The 19,535-nt window shown below is 63.4% G+C and carries 19 protein-coding genes; 10 read left to right on the top strand and 9 right to left on the bottom strand.

Annotated elements, in window-relative coordinates:
- Positions 1 to 28 precede the first annotated feature (28 nt).
- The gene (locus ABEB22_RS13715; protein WP_349295570.1) at positions 29 to 1,033 is read right to left on the bottom strand and encodes a tripartite tricarboxylate transporter substrate binding protein; all 1,005 of its coding nucleotides are present in this window, start codon (positions 1,031 to 1,033) and stop codon (positions 29 to 31) included.
- A 116-nt stretch (positions 1,034 to 1,149) separates the two neighbouring features.
- Positions 1,150 to 2,070 carry a LysR family transcriptional regulator gene (locus ABEB22_RS13720; protein ID WP_339114861.1) on the bottom strand — a complete coding sequence of 307 codons (921 nt, stop codon included), beginning with the start codon at positions 2,068 to 2,070 and terminating at the stop codon, positions 1,150 to 1,152.
- 114 nt (positions 2,071 to 2,184) lie between these two features.
- On the opposite strand from ABEB22_RS13720, the gene ABEB22_RS13725 reads away from it, so the two are divergent.
- Together ABEB22_RS13725 and ABEB22_RS13730 are read left to right on the top strand one after the other, a co-directional pair.
- A complete protein-coding gene (locus ABEB22_RS13725) occupies positions 2,185 to 3,867 on the top strand; it encodes an FAD-dependent oxidoreductase (RefSeq protein ID WP_349295571.1) in 1,683 nt (560 codons plus the stop codon).
- A complete protein-coding gene (locus ABEB22_RS13730) occupies positions 3,864 to 4,676 on the top strand; it encodes a sugar phosphate isomerase/epimerase (RefSeq protein ID WP_349295572.1) in 813 nt (270 codons plus the stop codon). Before ABEB22_RS13725 ends, ABEB22_RS13730 begins: the two co-directional genes overlap by 4 nt.
- 1,105 nt (positions 4,677 to 5,781) lie before the next feature.
- Here ABEB22_RS13730 and ABEB22_RS13735 read toward each other — a convergent pair.
- Positions 5,782 to 6,579: a GntR family transcriptional regulator gene (locus ABEB22_RS13735; RefSeq protein ID WP_406871184.1), complete on the bottom strand. Its 798-nt coding sequence runs from the start codon at positions 6,577 to 6,579 to the stop codon at positions 5,782 to 5,784.
- 47 nt (positions 6,580 to 6,626) lie between these two features.
- On the opposite strand from ABEB22_RS13735, the gene ABEB22_RS13740 reads away from it, so the two are divergent.
- The 6 genes from ABEB22_RS13740 (at position 6,627) to ABEB22_RS13765 (ending at position 11,893) form a co-directional block, all read left to right on the top strand.
- Positions 6,627 to 7,580, top strand: a complete 954-nt coding sequence (locus tag ABEB22_RS13740; RefSeq protein ID WP_349295574.1) for an NAD(P)-dependent oxidoreductase — start codon at positions 6,627 to 6,629, stop codon at positions 7,578 to 7,580.
- Positions 7,581 to 7,809: 229 nt separating this feature from the next.
- On the top strand, positions 7,810 to 8,619 hold the full coding sequence (locus tag ABEB22_RS13745) for a transporter substrate-binding domain-containing protein (RefSeq protein WP_349295575.1): 810 nt from the start codon (positions 7,810 to 7,812) through the stop codon (positions 8,617 to 8,619).
- Between the two features lie 62 nt (positions 8,620 to 8,681).
- The gene (locus tag ABEB22_RS13750) at positions 8,682 to 9,401 is read left to right on the top strand and encodes an amino acid ABC transporter permease (protein WP_349295576.1); all 720 of its coding nucleotides are present in this window, start codon (positions 8,682 to 8,684) and stop codon (positions 9,399 to 9,401) included.
- A complete protein-coding gene (locus ABEB22_RS13755) occupies positions 9,398 to 10,162 on the top strand; it encodes an amino acid ABC transporter ATP-binding protein (protein WP_349295577.1) in 765 nt (254 codons plus the stop codon). The genes ABEB22_RS13750 and ABEB22_RS13755 overlap by 4 nt, the downstream gene beginning before the upstream one ends.
- On the top strand, positions 10,159 to 10,881 hold the full coding sequence (locus ABEB22_RS13760) for an SDR family oxidoreductase (protein ID WP_349295578.1): 723 nt from the start codon (positions 10,159 to 10,161) through the stop codon (positions 10,879 to 10,881). Before ABEB22_RS13755 ends, ABEB22_RS13760 begins: the two co-directional genes overlap by 4 nt.
- A gap of 154 nt (positions 10,882 to 11,035) precedes the next feature.
- Positions 11,036 to 11,893 carry a peptidase gene (locus tag ABEB22_RS13765; protein ID WP_349295579.1) on the top strand — a complete coding sequence of 286 codons (858 nt, stop codon included), beginning with the start codon at positions 11,036 to 11,038 and terminating at the stop codon, positions 11,891 to 11,893.
- Between the two features lie 70 nt (positions 11,894 to 11,963).
- Here ABEB22_RS13765 and hydA read toward each other — a convergent pair whose 3' ends face one another.
- From hydA to ABEB22_RS13795, 6 genes are all read right to left on the bottom strand, one after another.
- Positions 11,964 to 13,397 carry a dihydropyrimidinase gene (gene hydA, locus ABEB22_RS13770; protein ID WP_349295580.1) on the bottom strand — a complete coding sequence of 478 codons (1,434 nt, stop codon included), beginning with the start codon at positions 13,395 to 13,397 and terminating at the stop codon, positions 11,964 to 11,966.
- Positions 13,398 to 13,681: 284 nt separating this feature from the next.
- Complete coding sequence (locus ABEB22_RS13775) at positions 13,682 to 14,065, bottom strand: ribbon-helix-helix domain-containing protein (protein WP_349295581.1); 384 nt, start codon at positions 14,063 to 14,065, stop codon at positions 13,682 to 13,684.
- Positions 14,066 to 14,114: 49 nt separating this feature from the next.
- Positions 14,115 to 15,680: a GMC family oxidoreductase gene (locus ABEB22_RS13780; protein ID WP_349295582.1), complete on the bottom strand. Its 1,566-nt coding sequence runs from the start codon at positions 15,678 to 15,680 to the stop codon at positions 14,115 to 14,117.
- Positions 15,681 to 15,691: 11 nt separating this feature from the next.
- Positions 15,692 to 16,222, bottom strand: coding sequence for a hypothetical protein (locus ABEB22_RS13785; protein ID WP_349295583.1), 531 nt, complete (start codon positions 16,220 to 16,222; stop codon positions 15,692 to 15,694).
- Positions 16,223 to 16,271: 49 nt separating this feature from the next.
- A complete protein-coding gene (locus ABEB22_RS13790) occupies positions 16,272 to 16,667 on the bottom strand; it encodes a VOC family protein (protein WP_349295584.1) in 396 nt (131 codons plus the stop codon).
- A 151-nt stretch (positions 16,668 to 16,818) separates the two neighbouring features.
- Positions 16,819 to 17,607 carry a glucose 1-dehydrogenase gene (locus ABEB22_RS13795; protein WP_349295585.1) on the bottom strand — a complete coding sequence of 263 codons (789 nt, stop codon included), beginning with the start codon at positions 17,605 to 17,607 and terminating at the stop codon, positions 16,819 to 16,821.
- A gap of 239 nt (positions 17,608 to 17,846) precedes the next feature.
- Between ABEB22_RS13795 and ABEB22_RS13800 the strand changes: the two genes are divergently transcribed.
- A complete protein-coding gene (locus tag ABEB22_RS13800; RefSeq protein WP_349295586.1) occupies positions 17,847 to 18,518 on the top strand; it encodes a TetR/AcrR family transcriptional regulator in 672 nt (223 codons plus the stop codon).
- Positions 18,519 to 18,522: 4 nt separating this feature from the next.
- Positions 18,523 to 19,503 carry an MDR family oxidoreductase gene (locus ABEB22_RS13805; RefSeq protein ID WP_349295587.1) on the top strand — a complete coding sequence of 327 codons (981 nt, stop codon included), beginning with the start codon at positions 18,523 to 18,525 and terminating at the stop codon, positions 19,501 to 19,503.
- The last annotated feature ends 32 nt before the right edge of the window (positions 19,504 to 19,535 follow it).

The following is a 19,535-nucleotide window of genomic DNA, read 5'->3' on the forward strand; positions in this document are numbered from 1 at the left end:
AAGGTCCGGCTCCGTGATCCGCGCGGGATTACTTGGACGGACGGCTTATGCCGAACTCTTCGGGCGAATTCTTTGCAATACCGGCATCCTGCAGCAGCCATGCGGTATTTTGCTGCCATTTGGTCAGGAACTCTTGCGCCTCGTCACCCGAGATGTTCATGAGCGTATAGCCGCGCTTGTCCATCAGGTCCTTGAAGCCCTGCTGCTCGGCCGCTTCATGATAGGCCGTCTGCAGCTTGGTGATGGCCTCTTCGGGCGTTCCGTTCTTCACGAAGATCCCGAAGAACGAACCCCAGGGCAGATATTGCGCATAGGCGTCGTTGAACTGCGTCACGGGCGGCACATCGGGCAGGAAGGGGCTGGCTTGGGTATCGATGACGGCAAGCGGCTTCATATTGCCTGCCTTGATGGATTCGATCGAGGCACCGAGCACGGCGGGCATCACATCGATGGCCCCGCCCTGCAACGCGGTCAGCGCCGGACCGTCGCCATCATAGGGCACGGAGATGAAGTCGAGCTCGCCTTCTGCCGCCTCGAGCATCGCGGATACCACCGAAGGCAGACCGCCAGGACCCGTCGAGCCGATGCGCAGCTTGCCCGGGTTCTCTTTTATATAGGCGATCATGCCGGCGTAATCGCTGAAGGGCGCGTCGTTATTTGCCACAAGGATCGGCGTGCCGCGGGCCAGAATGCTGATCGGCGTGAAATCCGAATAATCCTTTTTGCCAAGGCCGAGAACTTTGTAAAGCAACGGGTTTTCTGCACCGATCAGCATGGTGTAGCCATCGGCTTTGGTTTTCTCGACCTTGTTGAGCGCGATCGCACCCACCCCGCCCGTGATATTTTGCAGCACGACGCTGGCGCCCAGCACGTCTTCGGCATGCGGCGTGACCGCACGGATCACGGTATCGGTCGAGCCGCCCGCACCCCATTGGATGATGCCTTGGATCTCTTTCGCGGGATAGTCCTGCGCGAAGGCTGCGGATGCCATCAGGCTTAGCGCCGACACGGCACCGATCAGAATATGTTTCATGGTGTTCCTCCCAAAACTCCACTGGGCGCTCCTCAGGCCCGGATCCAGGATATGATGCCTGGATGATCTCATAACGTCAAATGCAGAAACTTGCTATCTATTAACATAATGTTATTTCATGACTCGCGACATAGTGGCATCTGTGCGGCCAGTGCCAGCTCTTTGCGGAACCGCGCGATAGTATATTCCGCAAAAGATGACAGCACCCTTCCCTGTTTGCGCACGGCATAGATATGGATCGAGTGCCGCGTCTCAAGCGGGCGCAAAACGATGCCGGGCAGCCAGTCATCGGCCACCGAGAACCGGTCGACCACCGCAACGCCCAAGCCCTGTCGCACGAGCCCGATCACCGTTTGCGAGAACCGTCCACGCAGGCTCTGGCGGATCTCGATCCCCGCCGCACGGAACGGACGCATGAGGATTTCGCCATAGGGATCCGCGGGGTCGATGCCGATCAGGGGCTCGCGGGCGAGCGTCTCGATACTGATAACCTCCTGTGCCGCCAGTGGATGCTCGGCAGGCAGCGCACAGATCAGCGCCGCCTGACCCACCTCCTCGGTCTCGACGCCCGGATTGTCGACCCTGGAACTCATGATCACGAACTCGCCGCGTTCAAGCAGCAGGTAATCGACGGTTTCCTCGATCTTCAGGATGTTGAGATCGACATAGAGATCGGGGAAGCGTTTGCGGACATCTCGGATCGCACGGGGCGCGACGAATTGGGCGACCGACGGGGCTGATCCGAAGGCGAGCGCGACATTCTCGCCCTTCTTGAGGCTGTCGAGCGCGAGTTGCAGATTGGCGACATCCTTGTAGACGGTGCGGATCTGGTCGAACACGGCCTGCGCCTCGACCGAAGGCACAAACAGCCCCGCGCGCCGTTCGAACAGCCGCAGCCCAAGCGTTTCCTCGGTATGTTTGATCAGGCGGCTGATGCCCGGGGCCGAGACGTTGAGATGCTCGGCGGCGCCCTGGATCGTGCCGCGCAGCATGACGGCGCGGATGACCTCGATCTGGCGCAGGGTGATGTCGCTCATAGCGTCTCTCGCATAACATGAGGTTAACAGGGTGAATGATAGGATACTTGACGTTAATCGTGCAAGGGTCGAATTTCCCGCCCGACAAGGTAGCGGACGCGGGAGGAAAAGCGCATGCTCGAGAGGGAGGAGACCGATCTGGTCGTGATCGGATCGGGGGCGGGCGGTCTGGCTGCGGCTGTCAGTGCCGCGGTTTCGGGATTGCGGGTCATCGTATTGGAAGCGACGGAAGTGATGGGCGGCACGAGCGCATGGTCGGGCGGATGGATCTTCGTGCCGGGCAACCCGCTGGCTCGGCGTGCGGGAATAACCGAACGCGACGGTGCCCCGCGCCGCTATCTGCAAGCCGTGGCGGGGAATTACTTCAAACCTGAAAAGGTCGATGCGTTTCTGGCGGCGGCGCCGGAGATGGTGGAATTCTTCGAGAGCCGGACGGCGCTTTGCTTCGAGGCCGGGCTCAAGATTCCCGATACCTATGGCCATCTGCCAGATGCGGGGCAGGGCGGACGCTCGGTCATCGCCGCGCCCTTCGATGCGCGCGCGCTGGGGGCGGATCTGGCGCTTCTGCGCAAACCCATGCCTGAAACGACCTTCAAGGGGATGACCATCCAGTCCGGCCCTGACCTGCGGGCCTTTATGACCATGCTGCGCTCGCCGCGCGCGTTTGTGCATGTAACAAAGCGGGTGCTGCGCCATATGCGCGATCTGACACTGCACGGGCGCGGGATGGATCTGCGCAACGGAGCGGCACTGATGGGGCGGCTGCTCCTGTCGGCGCGGCAGGCGGGGGTGGATCTGCGCACCGGCCAGCAGGTGCAGGCGCTCGAGCACGATCAGGGACGGGTCAACGGGGTCATTCTGGCGGATGGCCGCCGGATCGCCGCACGGCGTGGTGTCGTTCTGGCGACGGGCGGGTTCGGACAGGACCCCCAGCTGCGGGCTGACCTGATGACGCGTCCGCAGGAGAACCTCGCCCTTGCGGTGCCCTCCGCGCAAGGGGCGGGGCTGCGGCTCGGTCAGGCCGCGGGCGGGGCGCTTGATCTCGATCTGGCGAATGTAACGGCCTATTGTCCGGTTTCGCAGGTGCTCTGGCCTGACGGGCGGCGCGGGGTGTTTCCGCATATCATCGATCGCGGCAAACCGGGGGTAATCGGGGTGCTGGCGGACGGGCGGCGGTTCTGCAACGAAGGTCTGGGCTATCATGACTATGTCACGGCGCTGCTCGGGGCGGTCGCGGAGGACAAGCCCGCCGTCTCGTGGCTGGTCTGCGATCACCGGTTCCTGCGCCGCTTCGGGCTGGGGATCGTGCGTCCCGCGCCGGTGCCCTTCGGCTACTGGTTGAAATCGGGCTATCTACAGCGCGGGAAGACGCTGGAGGAACTGGCACAGGCCTGCGGGATCGATCGGGCAGGGCTGGCTGCGACGGTCGAGACCTATAACACGCAGGCGTGGCGCGGGGAGGACCCGCTCTTCGGGCGCGGCACTACGCCCTATATGCGTCTGCAGGGCGACCCCGAACAGAGCCCCAACCCCAATCTCGCTCCGATCGAGCGCGGCCCGTTCTATGCGGTGAAAGTCGTGCCGGGCAGTTTCGGGACCTTTGCAGGGCTGCGCACGGATGGTCATGCGCGGGTGCTCGATGCGGAAGGCGTGGTGATCGGCGGGCTCTATGCGGCAGGAGGCGACAATGCCTCGGTCTTTGGCGGGTTCTATCCGGCAGGCGGTATCAATCTCGGCCCCGCCCTGACCTTCGGGTTTATTGCGGGGCGCCACGCGGCGCAGGAGGAACGCGCATGACACATAGACTTTCGGTGGCCCATCTGACGGCAATCGGGCTCGCGCCGCCCGAGTTCATTCATGCTGCGGCCCGCGCGGGATTTGACGGGGTGGGGCTGCGCCTGTTGCGGGTGACCGAGACCTCGCCCGGCTATCCGTTGCACGAGGATGCCCAGATGCTGCGCGCCACCCGTGCGGCTTTGGCCGAGACGGGGCTGGGGGTGGGGGATATCGAATTTCTCAAGCTGACCCCCGAGACCCGCCCAGAGGAGTATCTGCCGCTTCTGGAGGCGGGCGCGGCGCTTGGTGCGCGCCATCTGATCACTGCGCCCTATGATCCCGATCTCGATCGTCTGGCTGCGCGTCTGAACGCGCTGGGGGAGCTGGCCGCGCCCTTGGGGATCAAGGTCATGCTTGAATTTTTCCCGTGGACCTCTGTCCCCGATCTAGGTGTGGCGCAGCGCGTCGTCGAAGCGGCGGGCCCCGCGACAGGTCTGCTGGTCGATAGTCTGCATTTCGACCGTTCGGGGTCGGATCTGGCGGAGCTGCAACGGATCGATCCTGACCGTCTGCCTTTTATCCATCTCTGCGATGCGCCTGTCCGGCCGTATTACAGCACAGACGAGCTGCTGCGCACCGCCCGCGAGGACCGGAGCCCGCCCGGCGAGGGGGAGATCGATCTGGCGCGGTTCCTGCGCGCCTTGCCTGCAGCCATCCCGATTACGCTGGAGGTGCCGATGCAGGCGTTGGAAGAGGCGGAAGGTTCGCAGGCCGTGCTGACCCATGTGGCCGGCCAGACGCGGAGTTGGCTCGCGGCTCAGGATCTGTGAGCGGGGCGCCTGTCTGGTCCTCTTTCCCGCCAGCTCATTCAGGCCCCGGAGGTTGGCCGGTTCCGTCTTTTAGCCGTCTCTGAGGTATTGGACGCACCGATGGCCATTCGGGCGCGAAGGGGCACCCGAGTCAAGGGGTGCCTCCGAGGACGGCAGTACCTGGACGCGGATGGCGCGTCCCGCACGGTAGTTGCAGGAATGGGCGGGCCTCAAGGGGATCATCGTAAGGGGCCATCCACCGGACAGTCTTGACCTGTGCAGGAACGGGTTCAGGTGCAGGGTGTTCACGCAAGGGCGCGTAATGTTCTGCCGCCAGTTGGGACCGCGGTAATTGCTGCGTTAGGGTATGAAGTTCGCGCATTCCAGCGGGGGAGGAAGTGGGGGCGAGGTGCGCGGCGCATTGAATGCAGGGACGGTCTGCGTGTCGGTGAAAAATGGCCTGATGTGCCGTGCCGCGTGTGGAAAAGGCACATATATCGGCTCCCTGCGACATATTGGCATGCCAAGGATTGGCGGGGCGCACGTCCTTATGATGGCGCGGGGGCGTTCCTGGGGGAGCGTCCGACGCACAGTTCGAACATAGCGCGCATCGTCGCGACGAACGCCGAGGGAGCGCGCCTTTACGGTCATTTCGAAAAGACTTTTGCAGGCGGCCGGCCGGAATGACACGCAAGGCCAGTGCGGCTTTTCTACGTAGAGGCTTTGGAAGAAGCCCCGCAACTGCATCAGAAATCGCATGATTTTTCACACCAGCAAGCGCCCCCACCCGACGCTTTATGGAATTGCACTTCTCAAGGCCTCGATCTCGGGGTGGTGACTTGACCAATAGCTATGCTTGAGCCACCAGCGGAAAAACTGTCCGGAAAATGGATGCCCCTCGGTCTGACGGTCAGGGCTTCAGCGGGAACTCCGTCACGTTCCTTGGTAAAAGATCCAGAAAACGATCCGGTGCAGCTTTCTGACAACGGGGGGTGGAGCCGATACGGAGTAAGCTTTCCCGCAAGACCGGGCGATTTGGCGGTGCAGGGCCCGCGCCTTCATCAATTTTCAGGACGGTTGGTAGGTCGATGGCGAGGGGAAGCCGGACTGTCTGAACGGGTGTTGGTCAGCCGCCGGTGAACCACTTAACAAAGCGATTTCTGACGTGATCGATGTGGAGGATCATGGCTTCGCGCGCTGCAGAGGCATCGCGGTCGCGGATGGCGATCAGGATCGCCATATGCTCTTCTGCCTGCGCGAGGAAATCGGGTTCGAGATGAACCATATGGCACATCCGCGACTTGTCGCGCATGTTGCGGATCAGGTCCGCAAGAACCTGCATGCCGCTGCCCTGCGCGATGCATTCATGCACCTTGTCATCGTAGAGCCAGAAGCTTTCCAGATCCACATCGGGAGCGGCGATGAGCGTGCGCGTCTCCGCAATCAGAGCGTCTGTGCTGCCCGTGGCGGATTTTAGTGCTGTGAGCGCGGCAGCCTCGCTCTCGAGTTGGCGGCGGATCACCATGATCTGCAACAACTCTTCGAGCGGCAACTGGCGGACCGCGACTGTGCCGTTCGCGGCGCGCTCGAGAAGGCCTTCGCTCGTAAGGCGCGTCAGCGCAGTGCGCAACGGGGTGCGCGAGGTGGAGAGATCCTCGGCCAGTTTGCGCTCGGTAAAGAAGCGACCCGGTTGCATATCGCCCGCGAGGATCTTGGCGCGGACGATTTGATAGGCCCGTTCGGTTACACTGAATTTCTCGTCCGTTCCGGTCAAGCTTGGGCCTCTCTCGGCAATCATGATGCGCGCCCGGGCGAGTGTATCAAAAATAGCCTGGACACGCAAGCTGATAGCGGATTCCTTTTGGGATACCAATCTAAAACCAATCATGGTTTTATCAGGTAAAACCATGATTGGTTTTGCCATTTTCGGTCCGGTCCATGGAGGTCTGCCGCAGAGAGGGAAGGACAGATATGAAGACGATTGCAATTACGGGCGGCTGTGGCTTTGTGGGGCTGGCCCTGGCAGAGAGCCTTCTTGCCCGGGGGCATGTGCCGCATCTGCTCGATCTGGCGCCCACGCCGCTGGCCGCGCATCCCTCCCTGCGCGGTGCCGTATATCATCGTTGCGATGTGACGTGCCCCGGGGAGATTGAGGCGGCCCTCGCGCATAACCGCCCCGATATTGTGGTCCATACGGCGGCGCTGACACCCAGCCCGCAGATGGAGCGGGAGCAGGCAGCGAGGGTGATCGAGGTGAATCTGACAGGCACGTCCAATATGCTTCAGGCCGTGCAGGCATCCGGCATCCGGCGTCTGATCTATCTTTCGTCGGCGGCGATCTATGGCAGCTCTCCCCGCGCGGGGGCAACTTTGCCCGAGGATGCCGAGTTGCGGCCGAATTCGCTTTACGGGGTCACGAAAGAAGCCAGCGAAAGGCTCGCGGCTATGATCGCGCAAGGCAATGATATAAAAGTATCTATCCTGCGTCTCGGGCCTGTGTTCGGGCCTTGGGAGATGCAGGGTTCGTCCCGGCCCGGGCTCTCGGCGCAGGGGCAGATGCTGGCATTGCATAAGGCGGGAAAGGTGCCCCTTCTGCCATCCGAAATGGTCACGGACTGGGTCTATTCCCGCGATGTCGGAGCCGCAATCGCCGCATTGATAGAGGCACCCCCGCCGGAGGGGTCAGAGATCTTCAACCTCGGTGCAGGGCATGTTTCCAGCCCGCTCGACTGGGCTGCAGGCATGGGGTTTACGGGCGAGGTCGTCTCGCCCGAGGCGGCGACCATTACGGCGCGCGTCTCCGATGGTCGCCCGCCGCTCGATATTTCCCGTCTGGCAGCGCGGATCGGATATGCGGGCGCGCGGGGCTTGGAGGCGGCCTGTCGCGATCATCAGCGCTGGCTCGCGGAGGTTGCGGCACTGTGACAGAATAGGGCGGCTCGGCTCTCAGGGGGTCTGCGCATAGGTTAAAAATGCGACTATGTCCATTATAACCGCACAAATCATAGGCAGTCATGGAGGGGGTGGGTAGAACTTCGGGAAAGCGGTTGCGCAGGATATACCTCGGCACCAATGGTCGGTGAACGTGGTATCCCACCAAGAAACCAAGAATCAATGCGCGCCGCATCCAGCCCATTCCAACAGGAGCTATCCCATGCTACGCCGCCTGATCTCGGCCGCCCTTCTGGCCGCCTGCCTCCCGAGCCTCGCCTCCGCCGCTGACCTCGATGCCATCCGCGAACGCGGCAAGCTGATCGCGGTGACGACGGGCAACCTGCCGCCCAATACCTTCGTGGACAAGAATAACGAACTGACCGGCTTCGACATCGATGTCGCCCATTACATCGAGAAGAAGATCGGTGTGCCGATCGAAATCAGCCGTCTCGACTGGAAGGGCATCCTGCCCGGTCTTCAGGCGGGCCGTTTCGATGCCGTCTTCTCGAATGTGAACATGACCCCCGAACGTCTGGGCATGTTCGAATACTCGATCCCCTATTCGCGCTCGGCCATCGTCGTTGTCCGCAGCACCAAAGCCACGGATATCAACGGTTATGACAGTCTTGTCGGCAAGCGGGTGGGTGGTATCGCCGGCGGTAATGACGGCGAGATCCCGGCCCGCGCCATTGCCAAGGAATATGGCGATTTCAAGAAGTTCACCGGATATGCCGGCTATACCGAGATGTTCCGGGATCTTCAGGTGGGCCGTATCGACGCGGTGATCGCGCCCGAGCTGGCCTCGGCCAACTTCATCCGCGAGAATCCCGGTATCGCCGAGATCGTGGGCAAGCCCTATTCGGTGGTCTATGTCGGTGTGCCGATGCAGCCCGGTTCGGACAAGCTGAAGGCGGCTATCGATGGCGCGATCCGCGAGATGCGCGAGAACGGCACGCTCGACGCGCTGGCCAAGAAATACTTCGGCATCGAGCATTTCAGCGATCAGCTGATTGATGAAGTCCCCCACTGATCGCCTTACAAAGCCCGGCATGCAGCGCGCGCCGGGCCCCTTCCTGATTTGCGGAGCCTGCCATGCAGCTCGATTATTCCATCGTTCTCAGCTATATCCCCGCGCTGGCGCAAGCCACGCTGATGACCATCCTCATCGCCGTTCTCAGTCAGGCGATCGGGACGGTCTTCGGCTTCCTTCTGGCGCTGGCGCGGATGTCGAAATATGTGTGGCTCCAGCGGGCGGTGATCGCCTATGTCTGGATCTTCCGTGGCACGCCCGTGCTGCTGCATCTGTTCTTCATCTACTATGCCGCGCCCACCTTCGGCATCACGCTCGAGGCATTTCCGGCCGCGATCATCGCCTTCTCGGTCAGCTCCGCCGCCTATAACAGCGAGATCATCCGCGCTGGCCTGCAGGCCGTGCATCCCGGGCAGGTCGAGGCCGCACAGGCCGTTGGCATGCGCTACCCGACAATGGTGCTGAAGATCGTTCTGCCGCAGGCGGTCCGCGTGATCCTGCCCGTCTATATGAGCAATTTCATCACACATACGAAGAACAGCTCGCTGGCCTCGGTCATTACCGTGCAAGAGCTGATGCTGACGGCGCAGATGATCTATTCCAGCACCTATCATGCCATCGAGATCCTCTCGGTTGCCGGTGTGATCTATCTGACCCTGACCAGCGGTCTGACCGGCCTGCAACTCTGGCTCGAGCGTGTGCTCCAGGTCGAGAAGCGCCCGATGTCCGCCCGCAAACGCGCCCGTCTGGGCATCACGACCCCGGAGGCGCCCCGCGCATGACGCAAGCCATGATTGATATCCGCGATCTGAAGAAAACTTTCGGTCAGGTGCAGGCGCTCAAGGGTCTCACCATGTCCGTGCCGCGCGGCGAGGTGGTTTGCCTGATCGGCCCGTCCGGCTCGGGCAAATCCACGCTCCTGCGCTGCGTCAACCATCTGGAGCAGCCCAGCTCCGGCGAGGTCCGTGTCGATGGTGCGCCGGTGGGTTTTGTCGAGGCGGGTGGGCGCAAGCGCGCTATGAACGGGCGCGAACTGGCGGCGCTGCGCGCGCGGATCGGGATGGTGTTCCAGCATTTCTATCTCTGGCCGCATCTGTCGGTGATCGAGAATATCATTGCCGGTCCGATCTCGGTTCTGGGTCAGTCGAAGGAGGAGGCCGTGGCCGAGGCGCACCGGCTCCTCGACAAGGTCGGGCTGGCCGCCAAGGCCGGTGCCTATCCAGACCATCTGTCGGGCGGCCAGCGCCAGCGTGTGGCGATTGCCCGCGCCATGGCGATGCGGCCCAAGGTCATGCTGTTTGACGAGCCGACCTCGGCGCTCGATCCCGAGCTGGTGGGCGAGGTGTTGCACGCGATGGAACAGATCGCGGCCGAGGGGATCACCATGATGGTCGCCACCCACGAGATGGTGTTTGCGCGTCGCGTGGCCCAGAAGGTCGTCTTCATGGCCGATGGCAGGGATGTCGAGGCCGCCGATCCGCAAACGCTCTTTGACACGCCCAAAAGCGAACGTCTGCGCCATTTTCTGGGGCAGATCCTGTGACCGGTCGGCTTGCAGGGAAGCGCTGTGTCATCACCGGCGCGGCGAGCGGTCTGGGGGCGGCGACCGTCGCGCTGTTTGTGGCCGAGGGGGCAACGGTGCTGGCCGTGGACCGCGATCCGGTCGAGGCCCGTCCGGGCGTTGTGGCTCTGGCCGCGGATGTCACCGATATCGACGCCGCTCGAGATGCCGTGGCCGAATTCGGTCCGGTGGATGCGCTGGTGGCCTATGCGGCGGTTTCCTTCGGGGGCAAGCTGCACGAGACCACGCGGGATCGCTGGGCGCAGGTTCTCGATGTCAGCCTGATGGGCACTGTGACATGGATCGAGGCGGTGCTGCCGGGGATGCGTGCCTGCGGAGGCTCCATCGTGACGGTGGGCAGCCAGATCGCACTGGCGGGTGGAGCCGGAAACGCGGCCTATGTTGCGGCCAAGGGCGCGGTGATGGCGCTTACGCGCAACCTCGCGGTGGATTATGCCGAAGAGGGCGTGCGGGTGAACTGTATCGCACCGGGGGCGATCGAGACCCCGATGCTGCGCCGCTCCTTCGCGCGTGCGCCCGATCCGGTGGCCAAGGAGGCCGCCTCGCGCGGACGCCATGCCATGAAACGGTTCGGAAGGCCCGAAGAGGTGGCCAAAGCCGCGCTGTTTCTTGCCTCGGACGAGGCATCTTTCACCACGGGCTCGGTGCTTGCGGTGGAAGGCGGCTGGCTGGCGCTATAGGCTGGCCAGTGGGGTGGCGTGCGGAGTGGCGTGCGTCTCTTCGCCCTATTTCGTGCCGAGGGTAGCGCGACGGATGGCGCGGGATCGGCCTTCAGACAGGCTTACGGAGTGTCCGGATGGCGGGCGCTCAGGGTCGAACAGGAAAGACAGCCCCATGAACAGCAGTTCCGAATTGAGATTGGCCATCGGCCAGCAGCTTTACCGGATCGAGTCGCCCTTCGGGGCGCTCCCTGCGGATACTGGCACCGTGTCCGATGTCGCGGGTGCGCCGGACGGGAGCATCTGTCTGCTGACGCGCCGTGATCCGCGGGTGAGCGCGCCCGCCGATTGCGTCCATGTGCTCGACCGCGATGGCGCGCTCCTGCGCAGCTGGGGCGCGGGGAGGATTACGGATGCGCATAAGATCGCCATCGATCCGCAATCGCGGGTCTGGGTCGTGGACCGCGATGCCCATGAGGTGGTGGTCTTCGATATGCAGGGGCGCGAGCTGATGGTCATCGGGCAGCGCCATGCGCCGGGCCAGCCGTTCAACCATCCGACAGATGTCGCCTTCCTCTCGGATGGCGGGTTTGTCGTGACCGATGGCTATGCCGGCGCGCGGGTGCATGTCTTCGGGCCGGAGGGCGAGCCGGTCTGTGCCTTTGGCAGCCTCGGGCGCGGCCCCGGCCAGTTCATCGTCCCACATGGCGTGGCGGTTCTGTCGGGCGATCGGATCGTCGTGGCCGATCGCGAGAATGACCGTGTGCAGATCTTCTCGCGCGCGGGGGAGGTGCTCGGGGTCTTCGATGTCTTCTGCCGCCCGATGGATGTGTTCGTGGATGCGCAGGATACGATTTTCGTGACCGATGCGATCCCGACCCTGACGCGGATCAACGATCGGGGCGAGGTGCTTGGGCGCGGGCGCGGCTCGCTCAATGGTCCGCACGGGTTCAGCGAGGGCCGGAGCGGGGAGATCCTGCTGGCCGAGACCAATCCGAGCCGCCTGAGCCGTCTGATTCCGATCGTGGCGTAACTTTCAACCGTGTGGGCTTTCCGGCGCGCGCGCCCCGTCTGACCGGGGCGCGCGTGTTTTGCATTCAGGATTAGGCCAGCGGGTCGAAGCCCGCCGGATGGCGTGGCACCGCCGCCTTGGGGAAGGGCGCGCGGGGTTGGAACCGCCCCGTGCCGGGGGCGGCCAGCACTTCGCCCGCCTCCCATGCGCGGATCCCGCGCAGCCAGACCGCGATCGGCGCACCGGTGGTCTCCATCCCCTCATAGGGGGTGTAATCCACGCCATGCTGCTGCATCTCGTTGGTCAGGATGCGCTGTTTCTTGGGGTCCCACAGCACGATGTCGGCATCACTGCCTACCGCCAGCGCGCCCTTTTGCGGCCAGAGGCCAAAGAGCTTTGCCGGTGCGGTCGAGACCAGATCCACAAAACGCATCGGGTCGATCCGGCCCTTGGTGACGCCCTCGTTGAAGACGATCGGCAGACGTGCCGCCAGGCCGGGGATGCCATTCGGGACCTTGTTGAACGGCGCATTCTCGCCTGCGTGGAGCTTGCCTTTCTCGCCGCCAAAAGAGGTCGGCGAGTGATCCGAGGTGATGGTCTCGATCGTATGGTCGCGGATCCGCGCCCAGAGCGCCTCGCGCGCGTCCGGCCCGCGCGGGCAGGGCGAGAACAGGAATTTCGCGCCTTCCATGCCGGGGCGGTCGAAATCCTCCTCGGTGAAGACCAGATATTGCGTGCAGGTCTCCGACCATGCCCGCACACCGCGATGGCGGGCGGCGGCGATCTCGGCCGCTGTGGCCTCGCCCGAGACATGGAAGATCTGCAGCGGCGCATCCAGCGCCTCGGCCAGCGTCAGGATGCGGTGGGCAGCCTCGCGCTCGCCGATCTCGGGACGCGCGAGCGCCGTGGCGGCGGGGGCCGTGTTGCCCTGACGCAGCAGTGCCTCGGTGAGATAGGCGATCAGGTCGTGGTTCTCGGCATGGATACAGCAGAGCATGTCATTGCTCTTGGCAGCGGCCAGCGTGCGCAGGCAGGCCGCATCATCCAGCCGGTTGCCGCCGGTCATGAAGATCTTGACGGAGCGGTGCCCTTCCTCGGCGAGCGGCCCGAGTTCGGCCAATGCCGCGTCCGAGGCATCGGTCACCTGGATATGGAAGGCGAAATCGCAGCGCGAGCGGGTGCCACGCGCCATCATCTCCTCCACCGCCCCGCGCAGGGCAGAGCCCTGTTTCTGGACCGCGAACCCGATCAGCGTGGTGGTGCCGCCCGCAAGCGCCGAGGCCGTGCCGGAGGCGAAATCATCAGCGATTTCCGCGCCCGACGAGAGCGGTTGGTCGACATGGACATGGCTGTCGACGCCGCCTGGCAGCACCCACAGGCCGGTGGCGTCGATGGTTTCATGGCCGGACGGAAGGTCTTTTCCGATGGCGGTGATGCGGCCGTCGGTGACGGCGATGTCGGCGGTTTGCATATCGGCCGAAGTGACGATGACTCCGTTCCGGATGACGAGATCAGATGCGGTCATGGATCTTTGGAATTCCGAATGATTTTCGTTTGTTGACATTCACATGGATGCTGATCCGCACTCTATCCAGTTTACGGCTGGGTTGCCAGTCGGGCTTGGCCCTGAAACGCCGACGTGAACGGGGCGGCGGAGATATATTTCGTGGGGATCGCCCCGTGCACGGGAAGGCCCTGCGCGGGTCCGGGCCAGCAGGCACCTGCGCTCCGCGGTCTCGAGCACCTGCCGCTCTTTCTGCTCTGCAGGCGGCCGGAACCTGCCACCCCCATGCAGGGGAGACAGGGCGCTCAATGCGAGCGGTCGGCACCGCTCTGTCTGGCCATGCGGCGGGCATAGATCTCGCCCTCGCGGTCGAGAACCTCCTCGACGGGCAGGGTCGATCCTTCGATGGTCTGATGGACAAGCCCGTGTAATCGCAGATCGATATAGCGCATGCAGCAGACCCTCAGGAACGAGGTAAAATTGCCGATATCATGGCCCTCATCGAGGCTTTCGTTATAGAGCTGATGCAGGAGCTGCGGCACATTCATGCTGTCGCGCTCGGCGATTTCCTCCAGCACCATCCAGAACGACTTCTCCAGCCGGACCGATGTCACCATGCCATCCATGCGGATCGAGCGTGTCTGGCTTTCCCACAGATCGGATCGGGCTCCGACAAAAAGTCTACACATATCATCTCCTCCTTTGGTGATAGGGGCGGGCCGGAAGGCCCGACCCGCGTCACAGGGTGCCGCGTTTCAGCTCGCCTGCCAGATGGTCGGCCTGACGCATGGCCAGCGCGACAATGGTAAGCGTGGGATTTGCCGCAGCCCCCGTTGTCATCTGCGACCCGTCCGAGACGAAGAGATTGGCGACCTCATGCGCGCGGCCATTGCGGTCCACCACACCATCTTCGGGCCGTGCGCTCATGCGCAAGGTGCCCAAGTTATGGGTCGAGGGGTAGGGCGGCGTGCGATGCGTGCCGGTGGTCCCCACGGTCTCGTAGAGCTTCTCGGCATGGGCATAGGCATATTCGCGCATGGCGACATCATTGGCATGATCGTCGAAATGGACGTTGGCCACGGGCAGATCCCACTGGTCGCGCACCGTATCGGAAAGGGTCACGCGGTTGCTGGCCTGCGGCATGTCCTCGCCCACGATCCACATGCCCGCCGTATTGGCATAGGCCTCCATGATCGCGGCAAATTCCGGCCCCCAGGCCCCCGGCTCGACAAAAGCGGCAAGGAAGGACGGCCCGAGCGCGATCGTCTCCATATAGTAGCCGCCCACAAAGCCGCGTGCGGGGTCAAAGCGGCTTTCATCGGCAATGATCCCCGCCATTGTCTCGCCGCGATACATCCTCACGGGCTTGTCGAAGCGCGCATAGACCGAGCCGGTGAGGTGGCGCATATAGTTGCGGCCCACCTGATCGGAGCCATTGGCCAGCCCCGTCGGAAAGCGCGGACTGTCCGACAGAAGCAACAACCGCGCGGATTCGATCGAGTTGCCCGCAACACAGACCACTCGCGCCGCCTGCCGCTGCAGATTGCCCTCGCCATCGATATAGATCACCGCATCGGCGCGCCCGTCCTTGCCATGGGTGATGCGGATGGCGGTGCTGTCGGGGCGCAGATCCAACAGCCCTGTCTTAAGCGCGCGAGGGATCTCGCGCACAAGGGTGGACCATTTCGAGCGGTTCTTGTCGCCCTGAAAGTTGAACCCGTCCTGCACCGAGGCCGGACGCCCGTCATAGGGTTCGGCATTGGTGGCATAGGGGCCGGTGGCATACATCTTGTAGCCCACGCGCTCGGCCCCATTGGCGAAGACCTTGTAATTGTTATTGGCCGGAAGGGCAGGGCGCCCGTGCCGGTGGGTGCTGCCCATCGCCTTCTCGGCGCGGTCGTAATAGGGTTCCATCTCCTCAAGCGTGATCGGCCAGTCCAGAAGCGAGGCACCCTCGACCGCGCCATAGGTCGAGGCGGCCTTGAACTCATGCGCCTTGAAACGCGGGGTCGCGCCAGACCAATGGGTGGTGGTGCCCCCCACGGCCTTCACGATCCATGCAGGCAGGTTGGGGAAATCGCGTGCCACCCGCCACGAGCCCGATGTGGTGCGCGGGTCGAGCCAAGCCATCTGGTTGAAGGCTTCCCATTCGTTATTGATCCAGTCCTCGGGCTTGAGATGCGGGCCGGCCTCGAGGACCACGCATGCGATCCCCTGACGGGTCAGCTCATAGGCCAGCGTGCCGCCGCCCGCGCCCGAGCCGATGATGACCACGGCCTCTTCATCCAATGCGATCTGTTTCATGCGCGGCTCTATCATGGCTGTGCTCCCTCTTGCCCGTCATATTCCTCGATCCGTGGTTCGGGCAGCCAGTCGAGATCATTGAAGCCGCGGTGGATATAGCCCCCCTGATCGAAGCTCGCGCCCTCATAGCCAAGCGCCTGCCAGACCTCCTCGTCGTCATAGAGCGTGACCACGGCCTTGGCGCGGACGAGCTGGAAAAAGCCCGTTTTCTCGATCCCGCGCAGATAGGTCAGCGCCGCGTCATCGCCCAGATCGGCAAAACCCTCATCGGCCAGATTGTCGAGGGCTGCGGCAAACGCGATCTTCTGGCCGGGTGTCTGGCGCGCATCGTCGATCAGCGCCTTGGCGCAGCGCTCGTAAGGGGCATCGCTGAAGGATGGGTGCGGGAACATCACCCGCAACATGCGCATCAGGATGATGCGGCTGGATTCATGCCGGCCCAGTCCCAGACCGACATTGGCCGGTGCGGCACTGCCGAACACCGCGGCGACAAGCGCCGTCGACGTGCTGCCCAGCAGCACGTTCTTGTTTCTCGTCTTCATTGGGGTCCTCCTCCCGAATTCCGGCGCCTCCTACGCCGGTCGTCCCGTCCTATTTAAAACGGCCTCCTTTCGCGATCACCTCGATCTGGTAGCCATCAGGGTCGGCGACAAAGAAAAACCGCGCAACCCGCTCGCCCCCGTTCTTGAAATCGACAATCTTGCGCGGCGCAAAGCCTTCGGCCTCAAAACGTGCATGTTCTGCCTCGAGATCATCGACCACAAAGGCCGCATGGCCATAGCCATTGCCCAGCTCATAGGGTGCCTCGGTGCCCTTGTTGATGGTCAGCTCCAGCTCGAAATCATTCTCGTCATTGGACAGATAGACGAGGGTGAAATCCTCGAAGTCCAGCCGCTCTGCCACGGTCAGACCGAAGGCCTTGCCGTAGAACGCGACCGAGCGCGCCTCGTCTCTCACGCGGATCATGCTATGGACGAATTTCGCCATGTAACCTCCCTTGGGGTGTTCGGATGATATATCCAGAGCGCCAGCCTATCAGCCGATCTGCGGGAACGGGTATTACCTCCATGCTACCTGTGCCCGCAAAGGTTGATCTAAGGCGGATGGCGCCCGTCTCAACGGTTTGACCGCCGGCGCATCACGAGAACTGGATGCCGCCGTCGATCATCACCGATTGGCCGGTCATGTAATCGGAATCATCCGAGGCGAGATAGGAGACATATTTGGCCACATCCTCGGGCTCCGAGACGCGGCCCAGCATGATCGCGCCCGCATATTTGCGGATCGCCTCGCCCTTGGCCAGGCCCTCTTCGGCGCCCAGTTTCTCGTCGATCAGATCCCACATATTTGTGCCGACAATCCCCGGACAATAGGCATTCACGGTGATCCCGTGTTTGGCCCATTCCATAGCCGCCGCCTGCGTCAGCCCGCGCACCGCCCATTTGGACGCGGAATACGGCCCGAGAAGCGCGAAGGGCCGATAGGCCACGATAGAGGCTGCACCGATGATCTTGCCTCCGCCGCCTTGCGCGATCATCTGCCTCGCCGCCGCCTGATAGCACAGGAAGACCCCGCGCAGATTGACATCCATGACCCTGTCCCAATCCGCGACATCGAGATCCAGAAGCCCCTGGATATGGGCGATACCGGCATTGGCAATCATGACATCAAGGCGTCCGAGCGCGGCCACAGTATCGGCGACCATGCGGTGCACCTCCTCGGGCTCCGAGACGTCGGCGATGGCGGTGCCGGATGTGCGGCCGAGACCACGGATCTCTTGCGCCACGGCCTCTGCGGCCTCTTCATTGGCCGGAATATCGTTGATCACGACATCATGGCCATCCTCGGCGAGCCGCAGCGCGATGGCGCGGCCAATCCCGCGGGCGGCACCGGTGACGAGTATCGCGCGTGATGTTGTCTTGGGCATGTCTGGTCCTCCTCCTGATCTGTTCCGGCGGGGCGGGCCTTCGAGGCGTTGCGCCGACCGGACGGTCAGTCTGCGACGGCGCGAGGGGCAGCGGGTAACATGGGGATACTACCTCTCTTCACGATGCCGTGGGGCTGCGAGACGGCTCGGAGCCTGCCCTAACCCCCGCGGGATGGTCTGGGGAGAGGTGGTCCACGCGGGCGCTTTATTTTCTAGACCGAATCGTCTATAAAATATCCATGCAACAGACTGACACCCCGCATCTCCCCGCCCCTAAGCCCCGCCGCGGTCGTCCCCGAAATGCGCCGGAATTCTCGGTGGCCCGCCAGAACCTGATCCGTGCAGGGCTCGAGCATCTGACCGAAAGAGGCTATTCTGCGGTCGGGGTCGACGAGATCCTGCAGGCCGCAAAGGTGACGAAAGGCAGTTTCTACCACTATTTCGGTAGTAAGGCCGATTTCGGTCTAGCACTGATCGCGGCCTATGACGCCTATTTCGTCACGCTGCTGGAGCGCGCTTTTGCCTGTGCGAACAGCTCGCCGCTCGAACGGATCAGGGTATTTGCCGAGCTGGCCGAAGAGGGGATGGCCCGCCACGGATTTCGGCGCGGGTGCCTTGTGGGAAATCTCGGACAGGAGATGGGCGCATTGCCGGATATGTTCAGAGGCGCTCTCGTGGCGGTGCTGGAACGCTGGCAGGCGCGCACGGCGACACTTTTTGCCGAGGCGCAGAGTGCGGGTGAACTGGCCGACGGGCATGACCCGCAGGCTCTGGCCGAGATGTTCTGGATCGGTTGGGAAGGGGCGGTGCTGCGCGCCAAACTCGAATTGCGCCCTGATCCCCTACGCAATTTTACCGATACCTTCCTTCACATGCTTGGCGGCGCTCCGCCGTGTCTGACCAAAGGATAAAATAATGAAAGCCATAGTCATCGACAAATCCGGTGACGGTCAGTCCGTCTCGCTAACGCAGATCGCCGACGCACAGCTCCCCGAAGGAGATGTGCTGGTCGAAGTCGCCTATACGACGCTAAACTATAAGGATGCCTTGGCGATTACCGGTACGGCACCGGTCGTGCGCCGCTTCCCGATGGTGCCCGGCATCGATTTTACAGGCACCGTCGTGCAAAGCGGACATGCCGGTTTCAAGCCGGGCGACCGCGTGATCCTGAATGGCTGGGGTGTGGGCGAGAAACACTGGGGCGGTCTGGCCGAACGCGCACAGGTCAGCGGGGACTGGCTGGTGCCCTTGCCCGAGGGGATCGATCTGCGCCAGGCGGCGGCCATCGGCACGGCGGGCTACACGGCCATGCTCTGTGTGCAGGCGCTGGAACGTCATGGCCTGACGCCCGCGCAGGGCGAGGTGGTGGTCAGCGGGGCAGCCGGCGGGGTCGGTAGCGTGGCAACCGCGCTTCTGGCGGCGAAGGGGTTCGAGGTCGCGGCAGTGACGGGCCGTGCCTCGGAGGCCGGATATTTGCGCGGTCTCGGGGCAAGCAGGGTGATCGACCGTGCGGAGCTGACGGGCAAGCCGCGGCCTTTGGGACAGGAACGTTGGGCTGGGGGTATCGATGTTGCGGGCAGTACGGTGCTGGCCAATATGCTGTCGATGATCAACTACGGCGGGGTGGTGGCGGCTTGCGGGCTGGCGGCGGGCATGGATCTGCCGGCATCTGTCGCCCCCTTCATCCTGCGTGGTGTGACACTTGCGGGGGTCGATAGCGTGATGTGCCCCAAAGCCCGCCGTCTTGCGGCATGGGCGGGGTTGGCCCAGGATCTCGATCTGGGCAAGCTCGAGGAGATGACCACCGAGCTTCCTTTTGAGGAGGTCATTGCCACGGCCTCGAAGTTCCTCGATGGCGGGGTGCGCGGCCGGATCGTCATTCCGGTCCGGCCTTGAGGCGCGACCGCCGACCCTGACGAGCGTATAAC

Origin of the sequence: Thioclava sp. 'Guangxiensis' (assembly GCF_045348365.1) — a bacterium.
Classification (GTDB): Bacteria; Pseudomonadota; Alphaproteobacteria; order Rhodobacterales; family Rhodobacteraceae; genus Thioclava; species Thioclava kandeliae.